17 protein-coding genes are annotated in these 19,785 nt (G+C 67.5%); 8 read left to right on the top strand and 9 right to left on the bottom strand.

What is annotated here, in order from left to right:
• The first annotated feature begins 3 nt into the window (after positions 1–3).
• From AC1DCF_RS16595 to AC1DCF_RS16575, 5 genes are all read left to right on the top strand, one after another.
• Positions 4–546: an N-acetyltransferase family protein gene (locus tag AC1DCF_RS16595; protein WP_477211968.1), complete on the top strand. Its 543-nt coding sequence runs from the start codon at positions 4–6 to the stop codon at positions 544–546.
• On the top strand, positions 543–1,796 hold the full coding sequence (locus tag AC1DCF_RS16590; protein ID WP_477211967.1) for an MFS transporter: 1,254 nt from the start codon (positions 543–545) through the stop codon (positions 1,794–1,796). The genes AC1DCF_RS16595 and AC1DCF_RS16590 overlap by 4 nt, the downstream gene beginning before the upstream one ends.
• Positions 1,793–2,941, top strand: coding sequence for a dipeptide epimerase (locus AC1DCF_RS16585; protein ID WP_477211966.1), 1,149 nt, complete (start codon positions 1,793–1,795; stop codon positions 2,939–2,941). Before AC1DCF_RS16590 ends, AC1DCF_RS16585 begins: the two co-directional genes overlap by 4 nt.
• Entirely contained in the window at positions 2,938–4,158 is a 1,221-nt protein-coding gene (locus AC1DCF_RS16580; protein ID WP_477211965.1) for a serine hydrolase domain-containing protein, read from the top strand. The genes AC1DCF_RS16585 and AC1DCF_RS16580 overlap by 4 nt, the downstream gene beginning before the upstream one ends.
• 77 nt (positions 4,159–4,235) lie before the next feature.
• Entirely contained in the window at positions 4,236–5,972 is a 1,737-nt protein-coding gene (locus AC1DCF_RS16575) for an ABC transporter ATP-binding protein (protein WP_477211964.1), read from the top strand.
• A 497-nt stretch (positions 5,973–6,469) separates the two neighbouring features.
• Here the strand turns inward: AC1DCF_RS16575 and AC1DCF_RS16570 are convergent, their stop codons facing one another.
• Together AC1DCF_RS16570 and purU are read right to left on the bottom strand one after the other, a co-directional pair.
• Positions 6,470–6,826 (bottom strand): YrdB family protein, encoded by a 357-nt coding sequence (locus AC1DCF_RS16570; protein WP_477211963.1) that lies wholly within the window; start codon positions 6,824–6,826, stop codon positions 6,470–6,472.
• Between the two features lie 343 nt (positions 6,827–7,169).
• Positions 7,170–8,042 carry a formyltetrahydrofolate deformylase gene (purU, locus tag AC1DCF_RS16565; RefSeq protein ID WP_441790878.1) on the bottom strand — a complete coding sequence of 291 codons (873 nt, stop codon included), beginning with the start codon at positions 8,040–8,042 and terminating at the stop codon, positions 7,170–7,172.
• Positions 8,043–8,203: 161 nt separating this feature from the next.
• Here purU and AC1DCF_RS16560 point away from each other — a divergent pair, with 161 nt between their 5' ends.
• Positions 8,204–9,451 carry an MFS transporter gene (locus tag AC1DCF_RS16560; protein ID WP_477211962.1) on the top strand — a complete coding sequence of 416 codons (1,248 nt, stop codon included), beginning with the start codon at positions 8,204–8,206 and terminating at the stop codon, positions 9,449–9,451.
• Between the two features lie 150 nt (positions 9,452–9,601).
• Here AC1DCF_RS16560 and AC1DCF_RS16555 read toward each other — a convergent pair whose 3' ends face one another.
• The 7 genes from AC1DCF_RS16555 to AC1DCF_RS16525 all read right to left on the bottom strand — a co-directional run bounded on the left by AC1DCF_RS16555 (position 9,602) and on the right by AC1DCF_RS16525 (position 17,109).
• Positions 9,602–11,260, bottom strand: coding sequence for an amino acid permease (locus AC1DCF_RS16555; protein WP_477211961.1), 1,659 nt, complete (start codon positions 11,258–11,260; stop codon positions 9,602–9,604).
• 94 nt (positions 11,261–11,354) lie between these two features.
• Positions 11,355–12,512 (bottom strand): N-acetylglucosamine-6-phosphate deacetylase, encoded by a 1,158-nt coding sequence (gene nagA, locus AC1DCF_RS16550; RefSeq protein ID WP_477211960.1) that lies wholly within the window; start codon positions 12,510–12,512, stop codon positions 11,355–11,357.
• A complete protein-coding gene (locus tag AC1DCF_RS16545) occupies positions 12,512–13,297 on the bottom strand; it encodes a DeoR/GlpR family DNA-binding transcription regulator (protein WP_441790874.1) in 786 nt (261 codons plus the stop codon). Before AC1DCF_RS16545 ends, nagA begins: the two co-directional genes overlap by 1 nt.
• Before the next feature lie 2 nt (positions 13,298–13,299).
• A complete protein-coding gene (locus tag AC1DCF_RS16540) occupies positions 13,300–14,187 on the bottom strand; it encodes a class II fructose-bisphosphate aldolase (RefSeq protein WP_477211959.1) in 888 nt (295 codons plus the stop codon).
• Complete coding sequence (locus tag AC1DCF_RS16535; RefSeq protein ID WP_477211958.1) at positions 14,184–15,212, bottom strand: 1-phosphofructokinase family hexose kinase; 1,029 nt, start codon at positions 15,210–15,212, stop codon at positions 14,184–14,186. Before AC1DCF_RS16535 ends, AC1DCF_RS16540 begins: the two co-directional genes overlap by 4 nt.
• Complete coding sequence (locus tag AC1DCF_RS16530) at positions 15,209–16,222, bottom strand: ROK family protein (RefSeq protein WP_477211957.1); 1,014 nt, start codon at positions 16,220–16,222, stop codon at positions 15,209–15,211. Before AC1DCF_RS16530 ends, AC1DCF_RS16535 begins: the two co-directional genes overlap by 4 nt.
• Positions 16,219–17,109: an SIS domain-containing protein gene (locus tag AC1DCF_RS16525; RefSeq protein ID WP_441790870.1), complete on the bottom strand. Its 891-nt coding sequence runs from the start codon at positions 17,107–17,109 to the stop codon at positions 16,219–16,221. The genes AC1DCF_RS16530 and AC1DCF_RS16525 overlap by 4 nt, the downstream gene beginning before the upstream one ends.
• 340 nt (positions 17,110–17,449) lie before the next feature.
• On the opposite strand from AC1DCF_RS16525, the gene AC1DCF_RS16520 reads away from it, so the two are divergent.
• On the top strand, positions 17,450–18,712 hold the full coding sequence (locus tag AC1DCF_RS16520; RefSeq protein ID WP_477211956.1) for an extracellular solute-binding protein: 1,263 nt from the start codon (positions 17,450–17,452) through the stop codon (positions 18,710–18,712).
• A gap of 124 nt (positions 18,713–18,836) precedes the next feature.
• Positions 18,837–19,784 (top strand): carbohydrate ABC transporter permease, encoded by a 948-nt coding sequence (locus tag AC1DCF_RS16515; protein ID WP_477211955.1) that lies wholly within the window; start codon positions 18,837–18,839, stop codon positions 19,782–19,784.
• Position 19,785 lies beyond the last annotated feature (1 nt).

Raw genomic sequence — 19,785 nt, 5'->3', positions numbered from 1 at the left:
GGTATGTCCATCGTCTACCGCCCCGCAACGAAGGGGGACATTGACGGCATCGTGACAGTGTTTCTCGACTGCTGGCGCGGAAGCTATCGGGACGTGCTGCCCGAGCGGCTGATTGACGCCATGACGGATGCGCAGGCGCACGCGCTCTGGACGCGGGTGCTCGCCGAAGCGATGCCGGGCGAGGTGCTCGTGGCCGAGCGGGGTGGCGAGTCAGATGGGTCGGACACTCAGATCCTCGGTGTCACCCGCTTCGCCGGGGGAGCCGACGCCCACGGCGCCGTGCATTCGCTCTACGTCTCGCCGCAGACGCAAGGCATGGGCGTCGGCTCGCGCCTGCTGGGCGCCGCCGGTGACGCCCTCGCCGCGTCCGGCATGGCAACCGCCGGATTGTGGGTCTTTGCCGACAACGCTCCGTCGCTGACCTTCTATCTGCGGCAGGGGTGGACGCCGACCGGCGAGACCCGGGTGCAGGCCGAATTCGGCGAGCCGGAGCTGAGCCTGACCCGGGTGCTCGACGCAGCCCCGACATCCGGGAGCTCGTTGTGACCGGCGGCCACTCGGTGCGCTCCCTCGCCTTCGCGTTCGCGGCGCTCGGCGGAACCGCGGCCGTGATTCCGGCGGTCATCCCGGCGCTCGCCGCCGACCTCGGCGTGAATTCTGCCGCCCTGCTCCCGGCGATTCCCGCCCTCTTCACCGGGCTGCTCGTCGGGGTGCTGTCTACTTCGTTCGCGTCGTCATCGTTTTCGCTGACGACCCTGCTGCGAGCCGGCGCCTGCGTTCAGGCCGTCGGCCTGGCCCTGGCCGCCTGCGCTCCCGCACCACTCTGGTTCGTCGTCGGTGCCGCGCTGGCCGGGTTCGGTTTCGGCATCGTCGAGGCAGCCGGCACCGCCGCCGTGCGCGTGATCGGTGCCGGCGGGATGCCGCGCGCCCTGACCAAACTGACCCTGATGATCAGCATCGTCGCCACCCTCACGCCGCTCGCGGTCCTCGCCACGGCGATGGCCGGCCAGGCGCGGCTGGTTCCGTTGCTGATCGCCCTCGTGCAGCTCGCGGTCGCCGTGAGCCTGCGCGGAATACCGGCGGTGCCGCGCCGCGCCGCGGTCGATGAGAACGTCACTGGCGACTCAACGGCCCCGCTCGGCGGAGAGAGGCCAGGCGACTCACGGCGCATCCAACTCGCCTTTCTCGCCGCCGCCCTGTTTTGCTATGTCGGCACCGAATCGGTGATCTCCGGCTGGTCGGCGTCGACCTTCGAGCAGGAGCTCGGCGCGTCCGTTGCCGTCGCGGCCGTCGGCACCAGCGCGTTCTGGCTGTTAATGAGCCTGGGACGGATGTCGGGGGTCGCGCTGACCGGTCGCGTGCTGCCCGGACGCGTCGCTCTCGGCTGCACGGTGCTGATCGCCGCGGCGCTCTGCGGGGCGGCAGCGGTGCAGGCGCTCTCTCCGGTCGGCGCCCTGCTCTGCCTGGGAGTCGCAGTGTTCGCCTCGGGATCCTGCTATGGGCTCCTGATCGGAATTGCCGTCGAGCTCACGCCAACGCGGCACTCCGTGCGTGCCTCCGCCGCCTTCGTCGCGCTCGGCGCGGCGGGCGGAGCGGCGATCCCCTTCATCGCGGCATCCGTCACGCTGTCGTCGGGCCACGGCGCGGCAACCACCACCGCAGCGATCTCAGCGGTGGTGCTGCTCGCACTCTTTATTGCCTCGCGGGCGTGGCGTGCTCCCCTGAGCACTCCGGACGCGGCCACGTCTGCCCCCGCCTTGGTTTCCGCCGAGGTTTCCGCCGAGGGCTCACGATGAGCGCCAGCGTCGAACGGCTCGTCGTGCACACCGTCGACCTTCCGCTGGTGCGTCCCTTCGTCACGGCGATTCGCCGCACCGACGCGATCCGCGCCGTGCTCGTCGAGGCTATCGACAGTGACGGACGCAGCGGGTGGGGCGAGGCGGCGGCCAGTTGGCGTGTCACCGGGGAGAGCCCGGCGAGTATTGCCGCGGCCGTCGACGGTCCGCTCTCAGCCGCGGTGCTCGGCCGCACCCTGGAGGAGCCCGGCGCGTTGAGTGCCGCGCTGGCCCGCAGCATCCTGCACAATTCGGCCGCCCGTGCCGGGGTCGACAGTGCGCTGCATGACCTGGCCGCCCAGCAGGCCGGCCTCCCGCTCAGCGTGTTTCTCGGTGGAGTGACTGTGCCCGTCGTGACCGACATGACTCTCTCCGCTGACGCAATCGAGGCGCTCGTGGCACAGGTCGGCGCGCAGGTCGCTGCCGGGTTCAGCACGCTCAAGATCAAGGTCGGTGCCGGGCACAACGACCGGGACGCGCTGCTTGCGGTGCGAGCGGCCGTCGGGCCGGCGATCGCCCTCCGCGTCGACGCCAACCAGGGCTGGAGCGCCGAGCAGGCCGTCGACATCATCCGGGGGTGGGAAGACGCCGGCCTCGGACTGGAATTCGTCGAACAGCCCGTCGCCGCGCGGGCACTCACCGACCTCGCCTTCGTGACGAGCCGCGTCGACACCCCGGTGCTCGCCGACGAGTCGGTCTGGACGACGCGGGATCTCGAGGAGATCCTCTCCCGTCGTGCCTCCGATCTGATCAACATCAAACTGGCCAAGACCGGCGGCCTGAGCGAAGCCGGACGGCTCGCCGCGCTCGCCGCTGAGAACGGCGTCGGCGTGCTCGTCGGCTGCATGATGGAAAGTCATGTCGGCATTGCCGCTGCGACGGCCTTCGTCGGCACACTCTCGACCGCCGACCGCCAGCGTGCACACGACCTCGACGCCGGGCTCTGGCTGCGCGCCTCGCCGGTGCGCGGCGGAGTGAGCTACCACGGCGACGCCGTGATTCCGGGTGTCGGGGCCGGGGCCGGGGCCGGGGCCGGTTCAGGTCTTGGGTCGGGGCTCGGAATCCGCGGTCTGGCCGATCCCGCGCGAGCGGAGGACACCCGATGACTCACTCCACAATTCTTGACCGTACCGCCCGGCAGCTGATCGACACCATTCCCGTCGGGCTGCCGGACGGCAGCACCCCGCCGGCCGGCGTCGCCCTGGCCGTGCGCGCGCCCGGTTTCGACCAGTCCGGCGTCGCCGGGTTCCGCGCACTGCCCACCAGCCAGACGGATGCGGCGCCCCTCGGCATCCGGACCCAGCACGATCTTGCGTCGGTCACCAAGGTCGTCGCGACGACGACAGCCATCCTTCGGCTCGTGTCCGACCGGCTGCTCGACCTCGACGACCCGGTGCGCCGGTATCTGCCGCAGTTCTGCGACGGTCAGAAAGACACGATCACCGTGCGCCAGTTGCTGCAGCACCGGGCCGGCCTCTGGGAGTGGCAGCCGCTCTACCTCGCCGCCGACACCGCCCCGGCGGGTTTCGAACTCGTCGACCGGCATCCGTTGCGCTACCGGCCCGGAACCGCTCGTCACTACTCCGACTTCGGTTTCATCCAGCTCGGCCGCATCATCACCTCGGTGACCGGGCTGGCGCTGCCGGACGCGATTGCCACGTTGGTGACCGGTCCGCTCGGCCTCGGCTCCACCCGATACGCCCACCCGCTGAGCGACGATGTCGCGACGAGTTCGCTCGGCGACCAAGCGGAATTCACCATGGTTGACACCGGGATGCCCTACCCGGTGCCGCACACCAACGGCGACTTCACCGGCTGGCGACGCACCCCCGTGCGCGGTGAGGTCAACGACGGCAACGCGTTCCATCTCTTCGACGGGGTGTCGGGGCATGCCGGACTGTTCTCCACGCTGCCCGACCTGATGACCTTCGCCAACACGTTCGCGAACTATCGCGAGCACGCAGAACTGTGGCGTCCCGAGGTGGCCGAGGAATTCTTCGCCGCCGGGCCCGACGCCGAGCAGGCGTTGGGCTTTCGTCGCTCGCACCTCGAGGTCGACGGGCGGATGCTCGATCTGCTCTGGCATCCTGGCTTCGTCGGCTGCATGGTCGGGTTCGTTCCCGGCCACGAAGTGTCGCTCGCTCTGGCGAGCAACCGACTGGTCACCCCGGGCGTCCCCGTTCCGAACGACCACCTCTGGCAGGAGTTACGGAACGCAGCACGCGCGGCGCTGGCCGGGGAGAACCTCGAGGAGCAACTCGAGGAGCAACTCGAGGAGCACCCCGCGGCGCACCCCACGGTTCACCGCGGGGCACGCGCATGAGCGACCAGCGCGCGGCATCCGTTCGCCCCCACAGTTTTCGACCACACCCCAGTTCGTCCAGCACCGAAGAGGTAACCATGAACACTCCCACTCCCGTTCTGTCGATCCGTGATCTTTCGGTGTCGTTCAACACCGGCACCCGCGAGGTGCAGGCGGTCAAGCACGTCTCGATCGACGTGCTGCCCGGACAGACGGTCGCCGTCGTGGGCGAGTCGGGGTCGGGCAAGTCCACCACGGCCGCCGCGATCAACCGGCTTCTTCCCGGCACCGGCAAGCTCACCAGCGGTGAGGTCTGGTTCGACGGCGTCGACCTGGCCACGCTCAGCGAACGTGAGATGCAGGCGATTCGGGGCGCCGGCATCGGCCTGGTGCCGCAGGACCCGATGTCGAACCTCAACCCATTGATGCGCATCGGCGCGCAGGTGGCGGAGGCGCTCGAGGTGCACGGCGTCGCATCGGGCGCGGCGGCCAGGGCGCAGGTCATCGAGCTGCTCACCATGGTCGGCATTCCAGACCCCGAGCACCGCGTGAACCAGTACCCGCACGAGTTCTCCGGCGGGATGCGTCAGCGTGTGCTGATCGCGATGGGTCTCGCCTGCCGACCCAAGCTGCTGATCGCCGACGAGCCCACCTCCGCCCTCGATGTGACCGTGCAGCGACGCATCCTCGATCAGCTCGACCAGCTGACCGCCGAGATGGGCACGTCGGTCTTCCTGATCACCCACGACCTCGGACTGGCTGCCGAGCGCGCCGACAAGATCGTCGTGATGCTGCGCGGTGAGATCGTCGAGTTCGGGCAGGCCGACGAGATCCTGGCCAACCCTCAGCACGCATACACGAAGCAGCTGCTGCAGGCCGCGCCGAGCCTGAGCTCGATCAGCATGGTGAGTGCGGTCAACGCCCGTCAGATTCCTGTTTCGGTGGGCGCCGGGCCGGTGGGCGCAACGTCGGTCGGAGCTGTATCGGTTGCGGCCGTATCGGTGATCGACGGGGCAACGGATGTCGACGAGCTGCCCGAGGCAGGCAGCCTCGTCGAGGTGCGCGATCTGACGAAGGTCTTCACGATCCGGGCGGCCGGAACCGGGGTCGCCTCCCAGTTCACCGCTGTCGACCAGGTGAGTTTCGGCATCCCGCGCGGACGTACCGTCTCGATCGTTGGGGAGTCGGGGTCGGGCAAGTCGACGACCGCGAACCTGATTCTCGGTCTGGAGCCGATCACGTCAGGCAACATCCTCTTCGACGGCGCCGACATGGCGAGCCTCGGCAAGCGGGAGCTCTTCGCCTTCCGCCGTCGGGTGCAGCCGGTGTTCCAGAACCCCTACGCCTCGCTCGACCCGCGCTACACGGTTGAGGAGTCGATCGCCGAGCCGCTGCGCGTGCACAAGGTGGGAACCAAGCACACCCGCCGGGCGATGGTCGCGCAGCTGCTCGACCAGGTGGCGCTCCCCGCAGCGATGGCCGAACGGCTGCCGCACGAGTTGTCCGGTGGCCAGCGTCAGCGTGTGGCAATTGCCCGGGCGCTCGCGCTCTCGCCGGAACTTGTCGTGCTCGATGAGGCGGTGTCGGCGCTCGATGTGCTCGTGCAGGCGCAGATCCTCGACCTGCTCGCGGGGCTGCAGCGGGAGCTGGGACTCAGCTACCTCTTCATCAGCCACGACCTCGCCGTCGTGCGGATGATCTCGCACGAGGTGCATGTGATGCAGCGCGGGCGCATCGTCGAGAGCGGCACGCCGGCAGAGATCTTCGAGAACGCGCAGGCCGACTACACCCGTGAGCTGCTGGATGCGATCCCGGGAGCGCGTCTGGCTGTCTAGGTCGCACGGTGGGGTCACCCTGGCCTCATGCCAGCGCTGGGGGGTGTGGCTAACTCCTGCAATCGGCGGATGCGTGCGCCGACATCCGCGGAATGGCGCGGGTCTTCGTCGGCGTCCGCCGGGATTGCCGGAGTTAGCCACCGAGGGCGCTCGGCTGAGGGCGCATTCTGCCTGCTGGAGCCGTCTTATCCGGGGCTGATCCGGAGGTGATCCGGGGCGGGGGCGTGGCTAACTCAGGAGATCTGCGGATGCCGGCATAAACATCCGCAGAATTAGGCGGGCCGGTTGTTGCTCGCGGCAGGGATTTCCTGAGTTCGCCACCGACCTCAGCTGCCAGGCCCGCGACGGCGCCTGATTCTGGATCTGCTGTGTGGCTAACTCCTGCAATCGGCGGATGCGCGCGCCGACTTCCGCAGGATGGCGCGGGCTAGTTGGTGCCCGCGAGGAGGATTGCAGGAGTTAGCCACCGGCGCAGTGGGCACGTATGGCTGCGAGAGCTAGCTGAGCTCTTTGCGCCCCGAGATGATGCCGCTGACCGTGGCGAGCACGGCGAAGATTCCGGCGACGATCGGCCAGCCGAGGTCCCAGAGGGCGAGCGCCGCGGCACCCATCACGGCGATCTCGACGATTGCCTTGCCGAAAGGGTCAAGACGGAAGACGGCCTTGGGGGAGCGGAACAGCGCCCAGATCAAGATGGCGAACGCGGGGGCGGCGATGCCGATCAGCACACCGGGCCAGGGGAGCGGCCAGGCGGCGAAGCCCCAGATGCCGAGACTGACGAATGCGAAAAGTTCGAGCACGAACCGCAGAACGTCGTTGGGGCCGAGCTTGATCTCAGGATGTGTCTCTGTCACCCGGCTATTCTACCGAAGCTACGCGGGTGCCCGGCCCCTGCCCCGCCCCGGCTCCTGCCGTCCAGAAGCGTCATGGCAACGGCGCCTCACGGAATACACGGGCCCGGCGCGGTCTATCCCGGTGGGCGAGGGGTAGAGCGCGCGCCAGCGGGGATACACCGCGCCGAGACGGTGACGGATGCGTAGCGGTCGGCCCTGGGCGTCGACATTGAGAGTCGGCCGGCAGGCGAACGCGGCAGGCGAGTGCGGCATGCCGGAGCGGCATGCCGGAGCGGCACGCTGTGGCGGCCGGCCGGCTCTATCATTCGCGCCGTCCTCGGTGAAGAAGAGCAGCAGGCAACCCCTACTTGAAGATGATGGTGCGCGCCCCGTCTTGCAGCACCCGGTTCTCGGCGAACCATTTGACGGCCTGGCTGAGCGTGCGGCTCTCTTCGTCCTGACCAATTGCAACGAGCTCGCTTGGCGTGCGCGAGTGGTCCACGCGCACCACGTTCTGCTCGATGATCGGCCCCTCGTCGAGGTCGCTGGTGACGAAGTGCGCCGTCGCCCCGATCAGCTTCACGCCGCGGGCGTGAGCCTGACGGTAGGGGTTGGCCCCCTTGAACCCGGGCAGGAACGAGTGGTGGATGTTGATGGCGCGACCCTCGAGGCGCGCGCAGAGTTCGGGGGAGAGAATCTGCATGTACCGAGCGAGCACCACGAGCTCGATGTCGTGCTCCTCGATCGCCTCGATCACGCGGTCCTCGAACGCCGCCTTGCTCGCGGCATCCGTGATCGGCATCGACTCGAACGGAACACTGTAGAAGCCGACCAGGTCGCGCAGGCTCCCGTGGTTGCTGAGCACGAGCGGGATCTCGACGGCAAGCTGCCCGGCGCGCTGACGGAAGAGCAGGTCATTGACGCAATGCCCGGCGGTCGACGCGAGCACCAGGGTGCGCAAGGGGCGGCCGACGACATCGATGACGGCGTGCATGTCGTAGCGCGCGATCACGGGGTCGAGGGAGGCGTGCAACTCGGCACGGTCGGCGGGCGACTCGACCTGCAGACGGATGAAGAATCGACCGGTGTCGGCGCTCGAGAACTGCTGGCTCTCGGTGATGTTGCCGCGCGCAGCGACGATGGCGCCGCTGACCGCGTGCACGATTCCGGGCTGGTCGGCGCAGACCAGGGTGATCACCCAGTGGTGGTGAGGGGTTGCCGGGGTGAAACTGTTCATCCGCCTAGGCTACCGGCCATCCAGACAAGGAGATGCGGCATCGGTTAGACTCATCGTTGGTCGCGCCGGATTCGCGCGGCCCCGGGCGCGCCCGTCGCGCGCAGTCGATCCGGCTCCAGGTGAGCATTCAACGGATCTGCCGTCCGTGAGTTAGTCCTTCTATGTCAAGAACCGCTGTTCCGAAGGCGCCTGTCGCCTCTTCTTCTTCTTTCCCCTGGGTCGGCCTGATCACCCTGGCCGCCGCCGTCTTTCTGTCGATCACGTCAGAGATGCTGCCGACCGGCCTGCTGCCCGAGATGAGCGAATCGCTCGGCGTGAGCGAGTCGAGCGTCGGCCTGCTGGTGACCTGGTTCGCCTTCACCGTCGTCGCCACCAGCACGACCATGGCGCATGTGACCCGGCGGCTGCCCCGCCACGGTCTCGTCATCGCCGTGCTCGTCGTCTTCGCCGTCAGCAATGTGATGACCGCCTTCGCCCCGACCTATGAACTCGTCGTCGCCTCGCGGGTGCTCGGTGGACTCGCACACGGTCTGTTCTGGTCGGTCGTCGGCGCCTACGCGGCGCATCTGGTTCCGAAGGAACAGATCGGCCGCGCCGTCTCGATCACCGTCGCCGGCGGCACTCTCGCCTTCGTCTTCGGCGTTCCACTCGCCACGGCGGCCGGGCATCTGATCGGCTGGCGGATGTCATTTGTGGCGCTCGCCGTGCTCATGCTCATCGGTGCGGTGCTCGTCTGGCGCTTCCTGCCGAAGGTCACCCACCACGCGATTCGGAACACGGACACCAACGTCACGCCGACCGTGGCACCGGGCGCGAAGAAGCTCAAAAAAGAGAAGGACCCGACCGTTGCCGCCGTCATTCTGATCTGCTGCATCACCGCGCTGATCATGGTCGGCCACTACACCTTCTACACCTACATCGCGCCGTACCTGATCGACGTACTGGGAGTCGGCACAGGCGGGCTGGCTCCGCTGCTCTTCGTCTTCGGAATTGCCGGCGCCGTCGGGCTGCTGCTCTCGGGCACCGTCTTCGGACCCCGCCCGCAGCTCGGCATCATGCTGGCCGTGATCGTGTCGGCGCTCAGCGTGAGCGCATTCGCCCTGTTCGCCAGCAACCTCCCCGTCGCGATCGCCGCCTTTGTGCTCTGGGGCATCGCGTTCGGCACCTTCCCGCCTCTCCTGCAGACCCGGATGCTGCACACCGCGTCGGTGCGATTCCGGGACACCGCGAGCGCCTTCTACACGACGGCGTTCAACGCCGGAATCGGTGGTGGCGCGCTTCTCGGCGCCATCGTGCTGAACGTTGTCGGACTCAACATGCTGCCGTTCGTCTACGTCGGACTCCTGGTGGCGGCCTGCGCGCTGCTCGTTGTCAGCGACATCGTGATTCGCCGGAAGGCGCTGGCCTAGCCAACCGCGTCGGCCTAGCCATCCGCGTCGGCCTAGCCATCAGCGTTGGCCTCGCCCGTCGCCGTTAGCCCGTCGCCGAGCCGTGCCGAATGACCATTTCGAGTGCTCACGAATGGTGATTCGACACGGGTCGACGCCCGGAAGACCCGGCTACGTGGACTGATCGTCTCCGGCTTGGTCGGCGAGCGGACGGTTGGCCACCACCGGCACATGCCCGGTGAAGCCCTCCCGTTCGACGGCGATGGCGAAGATCCGGTCGCGGCAGAGGAACCACCCTCCGATCAGCGCCGGGATGATGATGATGAGCGAGCTGATCGTGAGCGTGCCGACGGGCCAGTCGAACGCCATCAGCACCAGCACACCGACGAGAAACAGCAGCGTGAGATAGCCCGAGTACGGGGCCCACATCATCCGGAACGCCGGTCTCGCGATGAGTCCCTTCTTCGACCAGGCCAGCAATCGCAGCTGGCAGAGCACGATCATTCCCCACGAACTGACGATGCCGATCGCCGCCGCGTTCAGCACGATTTCGAATGCCTCCTGCGGAACAAACGCGTTCAGGCCGACGCCGAGCAATGTGACGACGCCGGTGAGCAGGATGCCGCCGAACGGCACCCCGTGACGGCTGAGGTGGCTGGCGAAGCGCGGGGCCGATCCGGCCAACGACATCGAGCGCAGGATGCGACCGGTTGAGTAGAGCCCGGCGTTCAGCGACGAGAGCGCGGCTGTGAGCACGACGAGGTTCATGATCACGTCGACACCCTCCAGGCCGATGCTGCCGAAGAAGGTCACGAACGGGCTTTCCCCGGCCTTGTAGTCGGAGTACGGCAGCAGCAGGGAGAGCAGCAGGATGGATCCGACGTAGAAGACGGCGATCCGGATGATGACCGTGTTGATGGCCTTCGGCATCACCTTTTCGGGGTTCTTCGTCTCGCCGGCCGTTGTGCCGACAAGCTCGATCGCCGCGTAGGCGAAGACGACGCCCTGCACCACCAGAACCGTGGCGATCAAACCGTTCGGAAACCAACCGCCGTTGTCGGCAATGAGCGAGAAGCCCACTTGCTGGCCGGGGATCGGCGTGCCGAAGATGACCATCCAGGTGCCGACCACGAGGAAAGCGATGATGGCGACCACCTTGATCAGCGCGAACCAAAACTCCATCTCACCGAACACCTTCACCGAGAGCAGGTTGAGCGAGAGCACGATGCCGAGCGCGAGCAGCGCATACAACCACTGCGGAACGGTCCCGAACGGCGCCCAATACTTGGCGAAGAATCCCATGTACAGCGCGACGGCGGTCACATCGACGATGGCGGTCATGGCCCAGTTCAGCCAGTAGAGCCATCCCGTCACGAAAGCCGTTTTCTCTCCGAAGAACTCGCGGGCGTAGGAGATGAACGAGCCGGACGAGGGGCGGTGAAGCACCAGCTCGCCGAGGGCACGCAGAATCAGGAACGCGAAAAACCCGCAGATCGCGTAGACGAAAACGAGCGAGGGTCCGGCTGTGGCCAGGCGTCCGCCCGAGCCGAGGAACAACCCGGTGCCGATCGCACCACCGATCGCGATCATCTGCACCTGGCGAGCCTTCAGGCCTTTGTGCAGCCCGGCATCCTCGTGAACCGTGACCGCATCGACGATGTGCTCGACGGGGGTCTCGAGGTGGTCGGGCAGGTGCTCGACGTGCGGATGGCCGTGTGGCGGATGCACATGCGGCGGATCGGGAAGTTGCTGCCGTGTCTGCTCGGCCCCGCTCCCGGCCGGAGCGGGAGGTAGGGTGCTGTCGTTCGGTTCGCCAGGTCTGCTCGTCATTGTGCATGCTCCGAATCAATCGGGTGTGCGGCCCAACTTTACTCCGGCAGACCCCCGGCTGTACCCCGGAAGTGGGTCAAACTTTCAGATCGGATCAGATCAGACGCCGCCCGACGGCGAACACCGCCTCGACCTCGAACCCGTCGTTCAGGAGCACCGCGTCGGCCGCGAAGCCCACCGCGAGAGCACCGAGATCGTGGGAGCGCCCGATGGCGCGGGCCGGCGTCGAGGTGAGGGCGGCGACGGCTTCTTCGACCGACACTCCGACCTCGGTGACGGCGCGGCGCAGGGCAACATCCATGGTCAGGGTCGAGCCGGCGATCGAGCCGCCCTCGGTCAGCCGGGCCACGCCATCCGTCACCGTGACCGGCAGGGTCCCGAGAATGTACGCACCGTCGGCCGCTCCCGTGGCCGCCATCGCGTCGGTGATCAGTGCGATCCGATCGGGTGCCCCGGCGAAGGCGAGCCGAACCACCTCCGGGTGCACGTGTACCCCGTCGTTGATGACCTCAAGGGTGACGTGGAGGGAGCGGGTGGCCGCGGCGACCGGACCCGGCGCCCGGTGATGGATGCCACGCATGCCGTTGAAGGCATGCGTCAGAATCGAGGCGCCGGCGTCGAAGGCGGCACGTGCGGTGTCGAAGTCGGCAGAACTGTGTCCGACCGCCACCGCGACACCGGCGGCGGTGAGCTGACGGATCGCCTCGAAGGCGCCGGGAAGCTCGGGGGCCAGGGTCACCTGGCGGATCGTGCCGCGGCCGGCGGCGAGCAGCCGGCTGATCGAATCGGGGTCGGCGGCACGCAACAAGTCGGGATCGTGAGCACCGCGGAACTCGGTGTCGAGGAACGGTCCTTCGAGGTGCGCACCGAGAATGAGTGGGTTCTGCTCGGCCGCGTCGGCGATGACCGCGACGCGCGCTTCCAGGTCGGACTGCCCGGCGGTGACCAGGGAGAGCACAGCCCGGGTGGTGCCATGCCGGTGGTGCACGGCCAGGGCGGTGGCGATGTCTGCTGCGCCGAGGTCGAACGCCGCGCCGCCGCCACCGTGGCAGTGGATGTCGACGAAGCCGGGAGTGAGCAGGCGGCCGGCCGCATCCGTCACCGTCGTGTGCGGGCTGGCGAACGCCTGCCAGCCGGGGCCGGTGCCGACGCCGGAAATGGTGTCGCCGCTGAACGCAACCCAGGAATCGGAGATGCTCTGACCGTTGGAGACGAGGCGGGCGGAATGGATGATCACGTCGGTGGGATTCATCAGGCGACGATCACGGCGATGCCGTTGTCGTTGAATGCGGCGACCTGTTCGTCGGTGATTCCCGCGTCGGTGATCAGCGTGCTGAACAGCTTGGATCCGCCGATCGTCGCAAACGCGATGACCCCGATCTTGCTCGAATCCGCGACGACCACGGCTCGGGAGGCGCGGCTGGCCATCAGCGCGTTCACCGCGGCTTCTTGCTCATCGTGCACGGTGGCGCCCATCACCGGGTCGATGCCGTTCACGCCGATGAAGGCGAGGTCAAGGGTGATCTTGCGCAGCATCACATCGCTGTACGGGCCGACCAGCTCGTAGGAGCGCGGGTGAACGACGCCGCCGGTGACGACGGTTTTGATCTGGGGGCGCATGGCCAGCTGGGCCGCGATATTGATGGCATTGGTCACCACGGTCAGGCTGGAGTGCGGGGATGCCTCCATGATGTCGGCGCGAGCGCAGAGCACCGCCGCGATCGAGGTGCTGGTCGTGCCGCCGCAGAGCCCGATCACCGCGCCGCGCTGAACCAGGGCGCTCGCCGCGTGAGCGATCTGCAGCTTCTCGGGAGCGTGCTGCTCCTTCTTGTACCGGATCGGAAGGTCGTAGGCGACGGTCTGACCGGTCGCTCCGCCGCGCGTGCGCGTGAGCAACTGCTGCTCGGCGAGCGTGTCGAGGTCACGGCGCGCGGTGGCAGCCGACACGTGCAGCTTGGTGATGATGTCTTCGACATCGAGATGACCCGTCTCGGCGAGCAGGTCAAGCACAGCGGTGAGGCGCTCTGCGCGGTTCATGGTTACCCCTTTATGTCCACTGCAAGTGTCGCATCCGTGCCGGTGGCAACGGCGGCGCCACTCGCGAACAGAGTGAGCAGTCTCGCGGCCTCCCCGGCGACGGCCTCGCGCCCTGCCGCCACGTATTTGCGGGAATCGACGACGGTTTCATGCTCGGCCAGATAGCCGCGAATCGCGGCGGTGAAGAACCCGTTGAGGTGCGTCGAAACGTTGATCTTGGTCATTCCGGCCCGAATCGCGGCGACGATCTGGTCGTCGGCGACACCCGACGAACCGTGCAGCACCAGCGGAACAGTCAGGGCGGCACGCAGCTGGGCGATCAGCTCGAGATCGAGCGCAGCGTTGCGTGCCGTCATCGCGTGGGAGGAGCCGACGGCCACGGCCAGTGCATCGACGCCGGTTGCGCTCACAAAAGAAACGGCCTCGGCGGGATCGGTGCGCACACCGGGAGCATGCGCGCCGTCTTTGCCGCCGACTTTGCCGAGCTCGGCCTCGACGAAGACTCCGGCCGTGTGCGCGTACGCCCGCACCCGGGCGGTGGCCGCCACGTTCTCGGCGTAGGGCAGGTGCGCGCCGTCGTACATCACCGAGCCGAAGCCGAGATCGACCGCCTCGAGCGCCAGGCGCTCGTCTTCGGCGTGGTCGAGATGCACGGCCACCGGCACGGATGCCGCCCCCGCGATCGCGAGGCTGGCCAGCGCGATGGGCGAGAGGCCTCCGTGGTACGTGGCGCAGTTCTGGGAGATCTGAAGAATCACGGGCAGGCCGGCGCGTTCGGCGCCGGTGACGAGCGCCTCGGCCGTCTCGAGGTGGATCACGTTGAACGCGCCGATGCCGGTGCCGGCCGTGGCGGCGCCCTGCATGAGCGCGCGAGTGGGAGTGAGCGTCATTGGTTCTCTCGATCGGTCGGGACATAAATCTGGGAGCCTCGGCTCTGGGGGCCAGAGGTCTGGGTGTTGGCGGCCGGCTCATCGAAACTCAGCTCGTCGTCGGCCAGCGTGTCGAAGAGCAACTCGCCGGCGAGAGCCTGGTGTTCGGGCGAGATGTCGCCGGCGAGCGGCATCAGCACCGCCGCGGCCGACCACGCGGTGGCGGCCCTCAGCACCTGGTCGATCTGGTGTTGCCCCGTCGCGTAGGCGACGGCGGCTGCGGCGACGGCCGCGTCGCCGGCACCGGTGGGATTGCCGCGCAGAACCCGGGGGAGGCGGGCGGAGCGGGGGTGCTCTGGATCGGTGGCGGAGAGAGCGACCATTCCCGCTTCACCGAGCGAGAGCAGCACCAGGCCCGCACCGAGGCCGAGCAGATGCCGGGCGCCGGCGAGCGGATCGCCGAGCCCCGTCGCATCGGCGAGTTCCTGGCGGTTGGGTTTCAGTACCGTCGCGCCGGCCGCGGCAGCGGCGAGGAGCCCGGCGCCCGAGGTGTCGATGATGCTCGGCACCCCGCGGGCCGCGGCGAGTGCGACGAGGCGCGGATAGAAATCGACGGGTGCACCGGCCGGCAGGCTTCCCGAGCCGACGAGGCAGCGGGCCGCCGGCAGAGCGGATGCGACGGCATCCGTCACTGACTGCCACTCGGCGGGCGTGTGGTTCTCACCGTTCTCGGTGAACATCGTCGTCTGGTCGGTGTCGTGTTCGACGAACGCGATCGTGCGTCGCGTGGGCGCCTGCACCCGAACCAGCTGGTGAGTCACCGTGCTGGCGGCGAGTTCCGCGGCGAACTCGTCGCCCGACGCTCCGCCGACCGGGGCGATGGCCAGCACCCGGTGGCCCTGCTGGTGCACCACGCGGGCGACGTTGAGACCCTTGCCGCCGGCGCGCACGAAGGCGGCCGCGACGCGGTTCGTGTCGCCGAGGCGCACGACATCCACCGGGTAGGTCAGATCGAGTGCCGGGTTCGGCGTGACGGTGACGATCATGCAGACGTGCCGACGGTGGTCAGGGCCGGATCGTGAGCCGAATCGCGCACCAGGTCGCGTGCGCGCAGCGCCGCCCCGAGCAGGCCGGCGTTCTCGCCGATCAGGGCCGGCACGAGCGCCGGGCGACGGTGGAAGCTGAGCAGCGCGTCGACGCGCTGACGCAGAGGAATGAACAAAGTGTCGCCGGCCTGGGCCAAACCGCCGCCGATGACCACGGCTTCGGGGGCGAACACGGCAGCGAGCTGGGCGATGCTGAGCGCGAGTGCGTCGAGAGCCTCGCCCCAGATCTGGTCTGCCGTCTCGTCGCCGGCCGCGGCCCGAGCCAACACGTCGCGGGCGCCGGTCGGGCGCACTCCGGTGCGCTCCTCGTACCGACGTGCGATGGCTCCGGCCGAGGCGATCGTCTCGAGGCAGCCGCGCGAACCGCAGGCACAGACCGGGCCGTTCGGATCGACGATGCAATGACCGATCTCGCCCGCGTATCCTCCGCCGGTGTGCGCGTGGCCATCGACGAACAGGGAGGCCGCGATGCCGGTGCCGATGACCATCACGACGAGGTCACGATACGGCCGCCCGGCGCCCAGCCGAAACTCTGCCTCACCGGCGGCCCGCACATCATGCGAGAACGTGGTCGGCAGGTGCACGAGCTGCTCGGTCAGCTGCTTGAACTCCACATTCGACCAGTGAAGGTTCGTCGACAGGATGCCGATTCCCGCGTCATCGTCGACGAGGCCCGGCGCAAGCAGTCCCACGGCGCGCGGGCTGACACCCGGGAAGTCGGCAGCGAACTGCAGTGTGAGCTCGTGCACGCGCGTGATCACCGCGGGCGCCGTGCGCGCGCCATCGAGCGGAGTCGGAGTACGGCTGAGCCCGAGCATGCGCCCGGAGCCGTCGAAGAGGGCGGCTTTGGTGTCGGTGCCGCCCACATCGATCGCGATGACGGCATCGCCGTCGCCGAGGGGGAGTGCTTCTGTCGTCACTGCGGTCGGGGCCGCTCTGCTGGGTCTCACGAAGCCAGAATGACAGAACGGGTGAGGTTGCGCGGTTCGTCGGGGTTCAGCCCCTTCGCCCTGGCGCGCAGCAGCGACAGCTTCTGCGCCCGGATGAGGTCGGCCAGCGGATCGAGCTCGCTCGAGATGAACCGGGCGCCGGTGGCTGCGACATCCTGGTCGATGCCCTCGGGAGCGGCGCCGAACATCCAGGTGACACGGCCAGGTGCGGCAATGCTGATCGGGCCGTGGCGGTACTCCATCGCGGGGTAGGACTCGGTCCAGGACTGCGACGCCTCACGCATCTTCAGCGCGGCCTCGTGCGCCAGGCCGACGGTCCAGCCGCGACCCAAGAAGGTGACCTGTTCCGCCGCGACGAGGTCGTCATCGAGCTCGTCGGCAACGGCGATCCGGGCGTCGTCAATCGCCGCAGTCAGGTCTTCGCCGAGCGAGGCGCGCAAGAAGGCGAGAGCAGTGGTGGCGAACCGGGTCTGCACGACCGACTGCTCGTCGGCGAACGGCAGGGCGATCAGGTCGTCGACCTCGTCGACGAAGGGGGAGGCGGTGTCGCCGACGATGCCGATGATGCGAGTGCGGCCGCGCTGGGCGCCGACGAGTTCGCGCACCTCGCTCGTCGTTCCCGACCGGGTGAGGGCGATGATCGCGTCGTAGTCGCGGTCGACGAAGGCCTCGGATGCCGCGAACGCGTCGGTGACGCCGTGACCGCCGCTCTCCCGCAGCGCCGCGTAGGCCTGCGCCATGAACCAGGACGTGCCACAGCCGACAATGGCCACCTTCGCGCCGGAGACGGGAAGGATCGCGTGCTCCGCATGCATCCCGGCAGCACGAGCCCAGGTCTCAGGCTGCGAAGCGAGCTCGACGGCCATGTGTTCGGGGGTGGGGGTCATGGCGGTGCTCCTCGAGGTTCTGTGAGTAGGTGTGGGGTGTTCGAGCGGGTTTACACCCGCCAAAGTGATCGAAGATGATCGTAACAGTAGTTCCGCAATCATTTCATGAATGTTTCTTGATTGTAAAGGATCATAACAATTTCGGTCCAAACCCTTGACTTGGGCGAAAAATGCTTACAGGATGTGTCCGGCGGCTGAACAATTTTGATTGGTTGGGCGCTCAAGTAGTCATCAGTAGTCATCGTGATTGTGAGATCCGAGGGCGACCTGAACCACACGCAACGTCGCGAGAGGCTCTTTTTGCGGCGGCTCTGCACCCAACAGTGAGGAATGCACCACTATGAAAAAGTCTTTGCGAATCGGAGGCATCGTCGCGACTGCGGCGCTGGCCACCATGTCGCTCGCATCCTGTGGCTTCAGCAGCGGCGATGCTGCCGACTCCGGATCCGACGGATCGGCAACGACCATCAGCTTGCTCGTTCCCAGCTACTCCGACGCCACCAAGGGCCTCTGGGAAGGCGTCATCAAGGACTTTGAAGCGGAAAACTCCGACATCAAGGTCAAGCTTGAGGTGCAGTCGTGGGACAACCTCGACAGCGTGATCACGACCAAGGTCTCCAGCAACAAGGCTCCCGACATCATGAACGGCGGCCCGTTCGCCGGCTTCGCCGCCGACGACCTGCTCTACCCGATCAAGGATGTCGTCTCCGCTGACACCCTCGCCGACTTCCAGCCGTCGTTCGTCGAAGGCGCCTCGGTTGACGGCGTGCAGTACGGCGCCCCGCTGATCGCATCCGCTCGTGCACTGTTCGTCAACACTGACCTGCTCGCGCAGGCCGGTGTCGCCGAGGTGCCGAAGACCTGGGACGAACTGCTCGCCGCGTCGAAGAAGATCGCTGCGATCGGCGGCGGAGTGGCCGGCTACGGCATGCCGCTCGGTTCCGAAGAGGCGCAGGCTGAAAGCGCGATCTGGTTCTACGGAGGCGGCGGAACTTTCGGCGACGCCAAGGAGATCACCGTCGACACCCCGACGAACCTCACCGCTGCGCAGTTCATGGCGAAGATGGTCGACGAAGGCGCCACCCAGCCCGACGCCGGTGCCACCGACCGCAGCCCGCTGATGGACGTCTTCGTGCAGGGCAAGATCGGCATGATCATCGGCCTCCCGCCGACCGTCGGCCAGATCGCCGAGAACAACGCGGCGCTCAAGTACTCGATCAACCCGATCCCGACCGTTGACGGCGCGCCGTTCACGCTCGGTGTGGCTGACCACCTGATGGCGTTCAAGAACGACGAAGACGCCAAGAAGAAGGAAGCCATCACCAAGTTCCTCGACTTCACGTTCTCGGCTGACCAGTACGTGAACTGGGTCACCACCGAGAAGTTCCTGCCGACCACCAAGTCGGGCGCCGAGCAGATGAACGGCGACAAGGACCTCGCTCCGTTCCTCGCCGCTCTGCCGAACGCCAAGTTCTACCCGAGCACCAACCCGAAGTGGTCGGCCACCGACGCCGCCTTCAAGGCGCTCATCGGCCAGGTCGCCCAGGGCAAGGACCCGCAGGCAGTTCTGACTGAGATCCAGGCAAAGGTCGACGCCGGCTAGGCGTTCACCCCAGTTGCGGTGGTCGTGTTTCCGGCCGGTGTTCCGGCGAGAACACGACCACCGCTCCCTGCTTAATGACATATTTTGACCCGCAGTTCTCGACACGCATCGGTGATTGACCCTCATGACACGAACTTTGAATGACGCCCCGCCCGAGGCGCGAGCGACGAAGAGTCGCCGCCCGGCCGCGGTCGGCTCCCGCTGGTCCGATCTTCTCGCCGCGCTGCCCTGGATCGGCCCGGCGCTCATCCTGATCTTCGGCGTCGTGCTGTTTCCGGCGATCGTCATGTTCTACAACTCGACGCGCGACATCAGCATCAGCGGGATCGATAAGGGACCGGTCGGCTTCGCGAACTATGCGACCCTCCTCGCCTTCGAGCCGCTCGGCGGCATCATGCTGCGCACCCTGATCTGGGTCGTCGCGGTAGTCGGCATCACCGTCGTGCTCTCCCTCGCCCTCGCCCAACTGCTGAACAAGGCATTCCCCGGTCGGCGCCTGGTGCGCATGGCCGTGATCGTTCCCTGGGCCGCGAGCGTGGTGATGACCACCCTCGTCATCTACTACGGCCTCGAGGGGTACATCGGCATCATCAACAAATTCTTGGTGGACATTCACCTGATCGACGAGCCCTACGGCTGGACGAAGAACGCCGTCAGTGCGTTCAACTGGTCGATCGGCATCGCCGTGTTCGTGTCGCTGCCGTTCACGACGTACACGATTCTCGCCGGGCTGCAGAGCGTGCCCGGCGACGTGCTCGAGGCGGCGAAGATGGATGGCGCCGGCCCGGTGCGCACCTACTTCCGCGTGATTCTCCCGCAGCTGCGCGGCGCTCTCGCTGTCGCCGTACTGATCAACATCATCAACGTCTTCAACTCGCTGCCGATCCTGAAGGTGATGACCGGGTCGATCCCGGGCTACGACGCCGACACGATCATCACGATGATCTTCAAATACATCCAGAACGAGCACAAGATCGACGTCGCCAGCGCCCTCAGCGTGGTCGCGTTCCTGATCGTGATCGTGATCGTCGCGGCTTACGTGAAGATCGTCAAGCCCATGAAGGAGGTCTGAT

The organism is Leifsonia sp. 10L418, from assembly GCF_056395445.1.
The sequence above is the reverse complement of the archived record's forward strand: the minus strand, read 5'-3'. Positions and strand labels throughout refer to the sequence as shown.

Bases quoted from the DNA above. Each gene is read 5' to 3' on its own strand.
- purU (WP_441790878.1), bottom strand. From the start codon at position 8,042: ATGAACAGTTTCACCCCGGCAACCCCTCACCACCACTGGGTGATCACC.
- AC1DCF_RS16580 (WP_477211965.1), top strand. From the start codon at position 2,938: ATGACTCACTCCACAATTCTTGACCGTACCGCCCGGCAGCTGATCGAC.
- AC1DCF_RS16525 (WP_441790870.1), bottom strand. From the start codon at position 17,109: ATGACCCCCACCCCCGAACACATGGCCGTCGAGCTCGCTTCGCAGCCT.
- AC1DCF_RS16555 (WP_477211961.1), bottom strand. From the start codon at position 11,260: ATGACGAGCAGACCTGGCGAACCGAACGACAGCACCCTACCTCCCGCT.
- AC1DCF_RS16520 (WP_477211956.1), top strand. From the start codon at position 17,450: ATGAAAAAGTCTTTGCGAATCGGAGGCATCGTCGCGACTGCGGCGCTG.
- AC1DCF_RS16575 (WP_477211964.1), top strand. From the start codon at position 4,236: ATGAACACTCCCACTCCCGTTCTGTCGATCCGTGATCTTTCGGTGTCG.
- AC1DCF_RS16585 (WP_477211966.1), top strand. From the start codon at position 1,793: ATGAGCGCCAGCGTCGAACGGCTCGTCGTGCACACCGTCGACCTTCCG.
- AC1DCF_RS16545 (WP_441790874.1), bottom strand. From the start codon at position 13,297: ATGAACCGCGCAGAGCGCCTCACCGCTGTGCTTGACCTGCTCGCCGAG.
- AC1DCF_RS16595 (WP_477211968.1), top strand. From the start codon at position 4: ATGTCCATCGTCTACCGCCCCGCAACGAAGGGGGACATTGACGGCATC.
- AC1DCF_RS16560 (WP_477211962.1), top strand. From the start codon at position 8,204: ATGTCAAGAACCGCTGTTCCGAAGGCGCCTGTCGCCTCTTCTTCTTCT.
- nagA (WP_477211960.1), bottom strand. From the start codon at position 12,512: ATGAATCCCACCGACGTGATCATCCATTCCGCCCGCCTCGTCTCCAAC.
- AC1DCF_RS16515 (WP_477211955.1), top strand. From the start codon at position 18,837: ATGACACGAACTTTGAATGACGCCCCGCCCGAGGCGCGAGCGACGAAG.
- AC1DCF_RS16535 (WP_477211958.1), bottom strand. From the start codon at position 15,212: ATGATCGTCACCGTCACGCCGAACCCGGCACTCGATCTGACCTACCCG.
- AC1DCF_RS16540 (WP_477211959.1), bottom strand. From the start codon at position 14,187: ATGACGCTCACTCCCACTCGCGCGCTCATGCAGGGCGCCGCCACGGCC.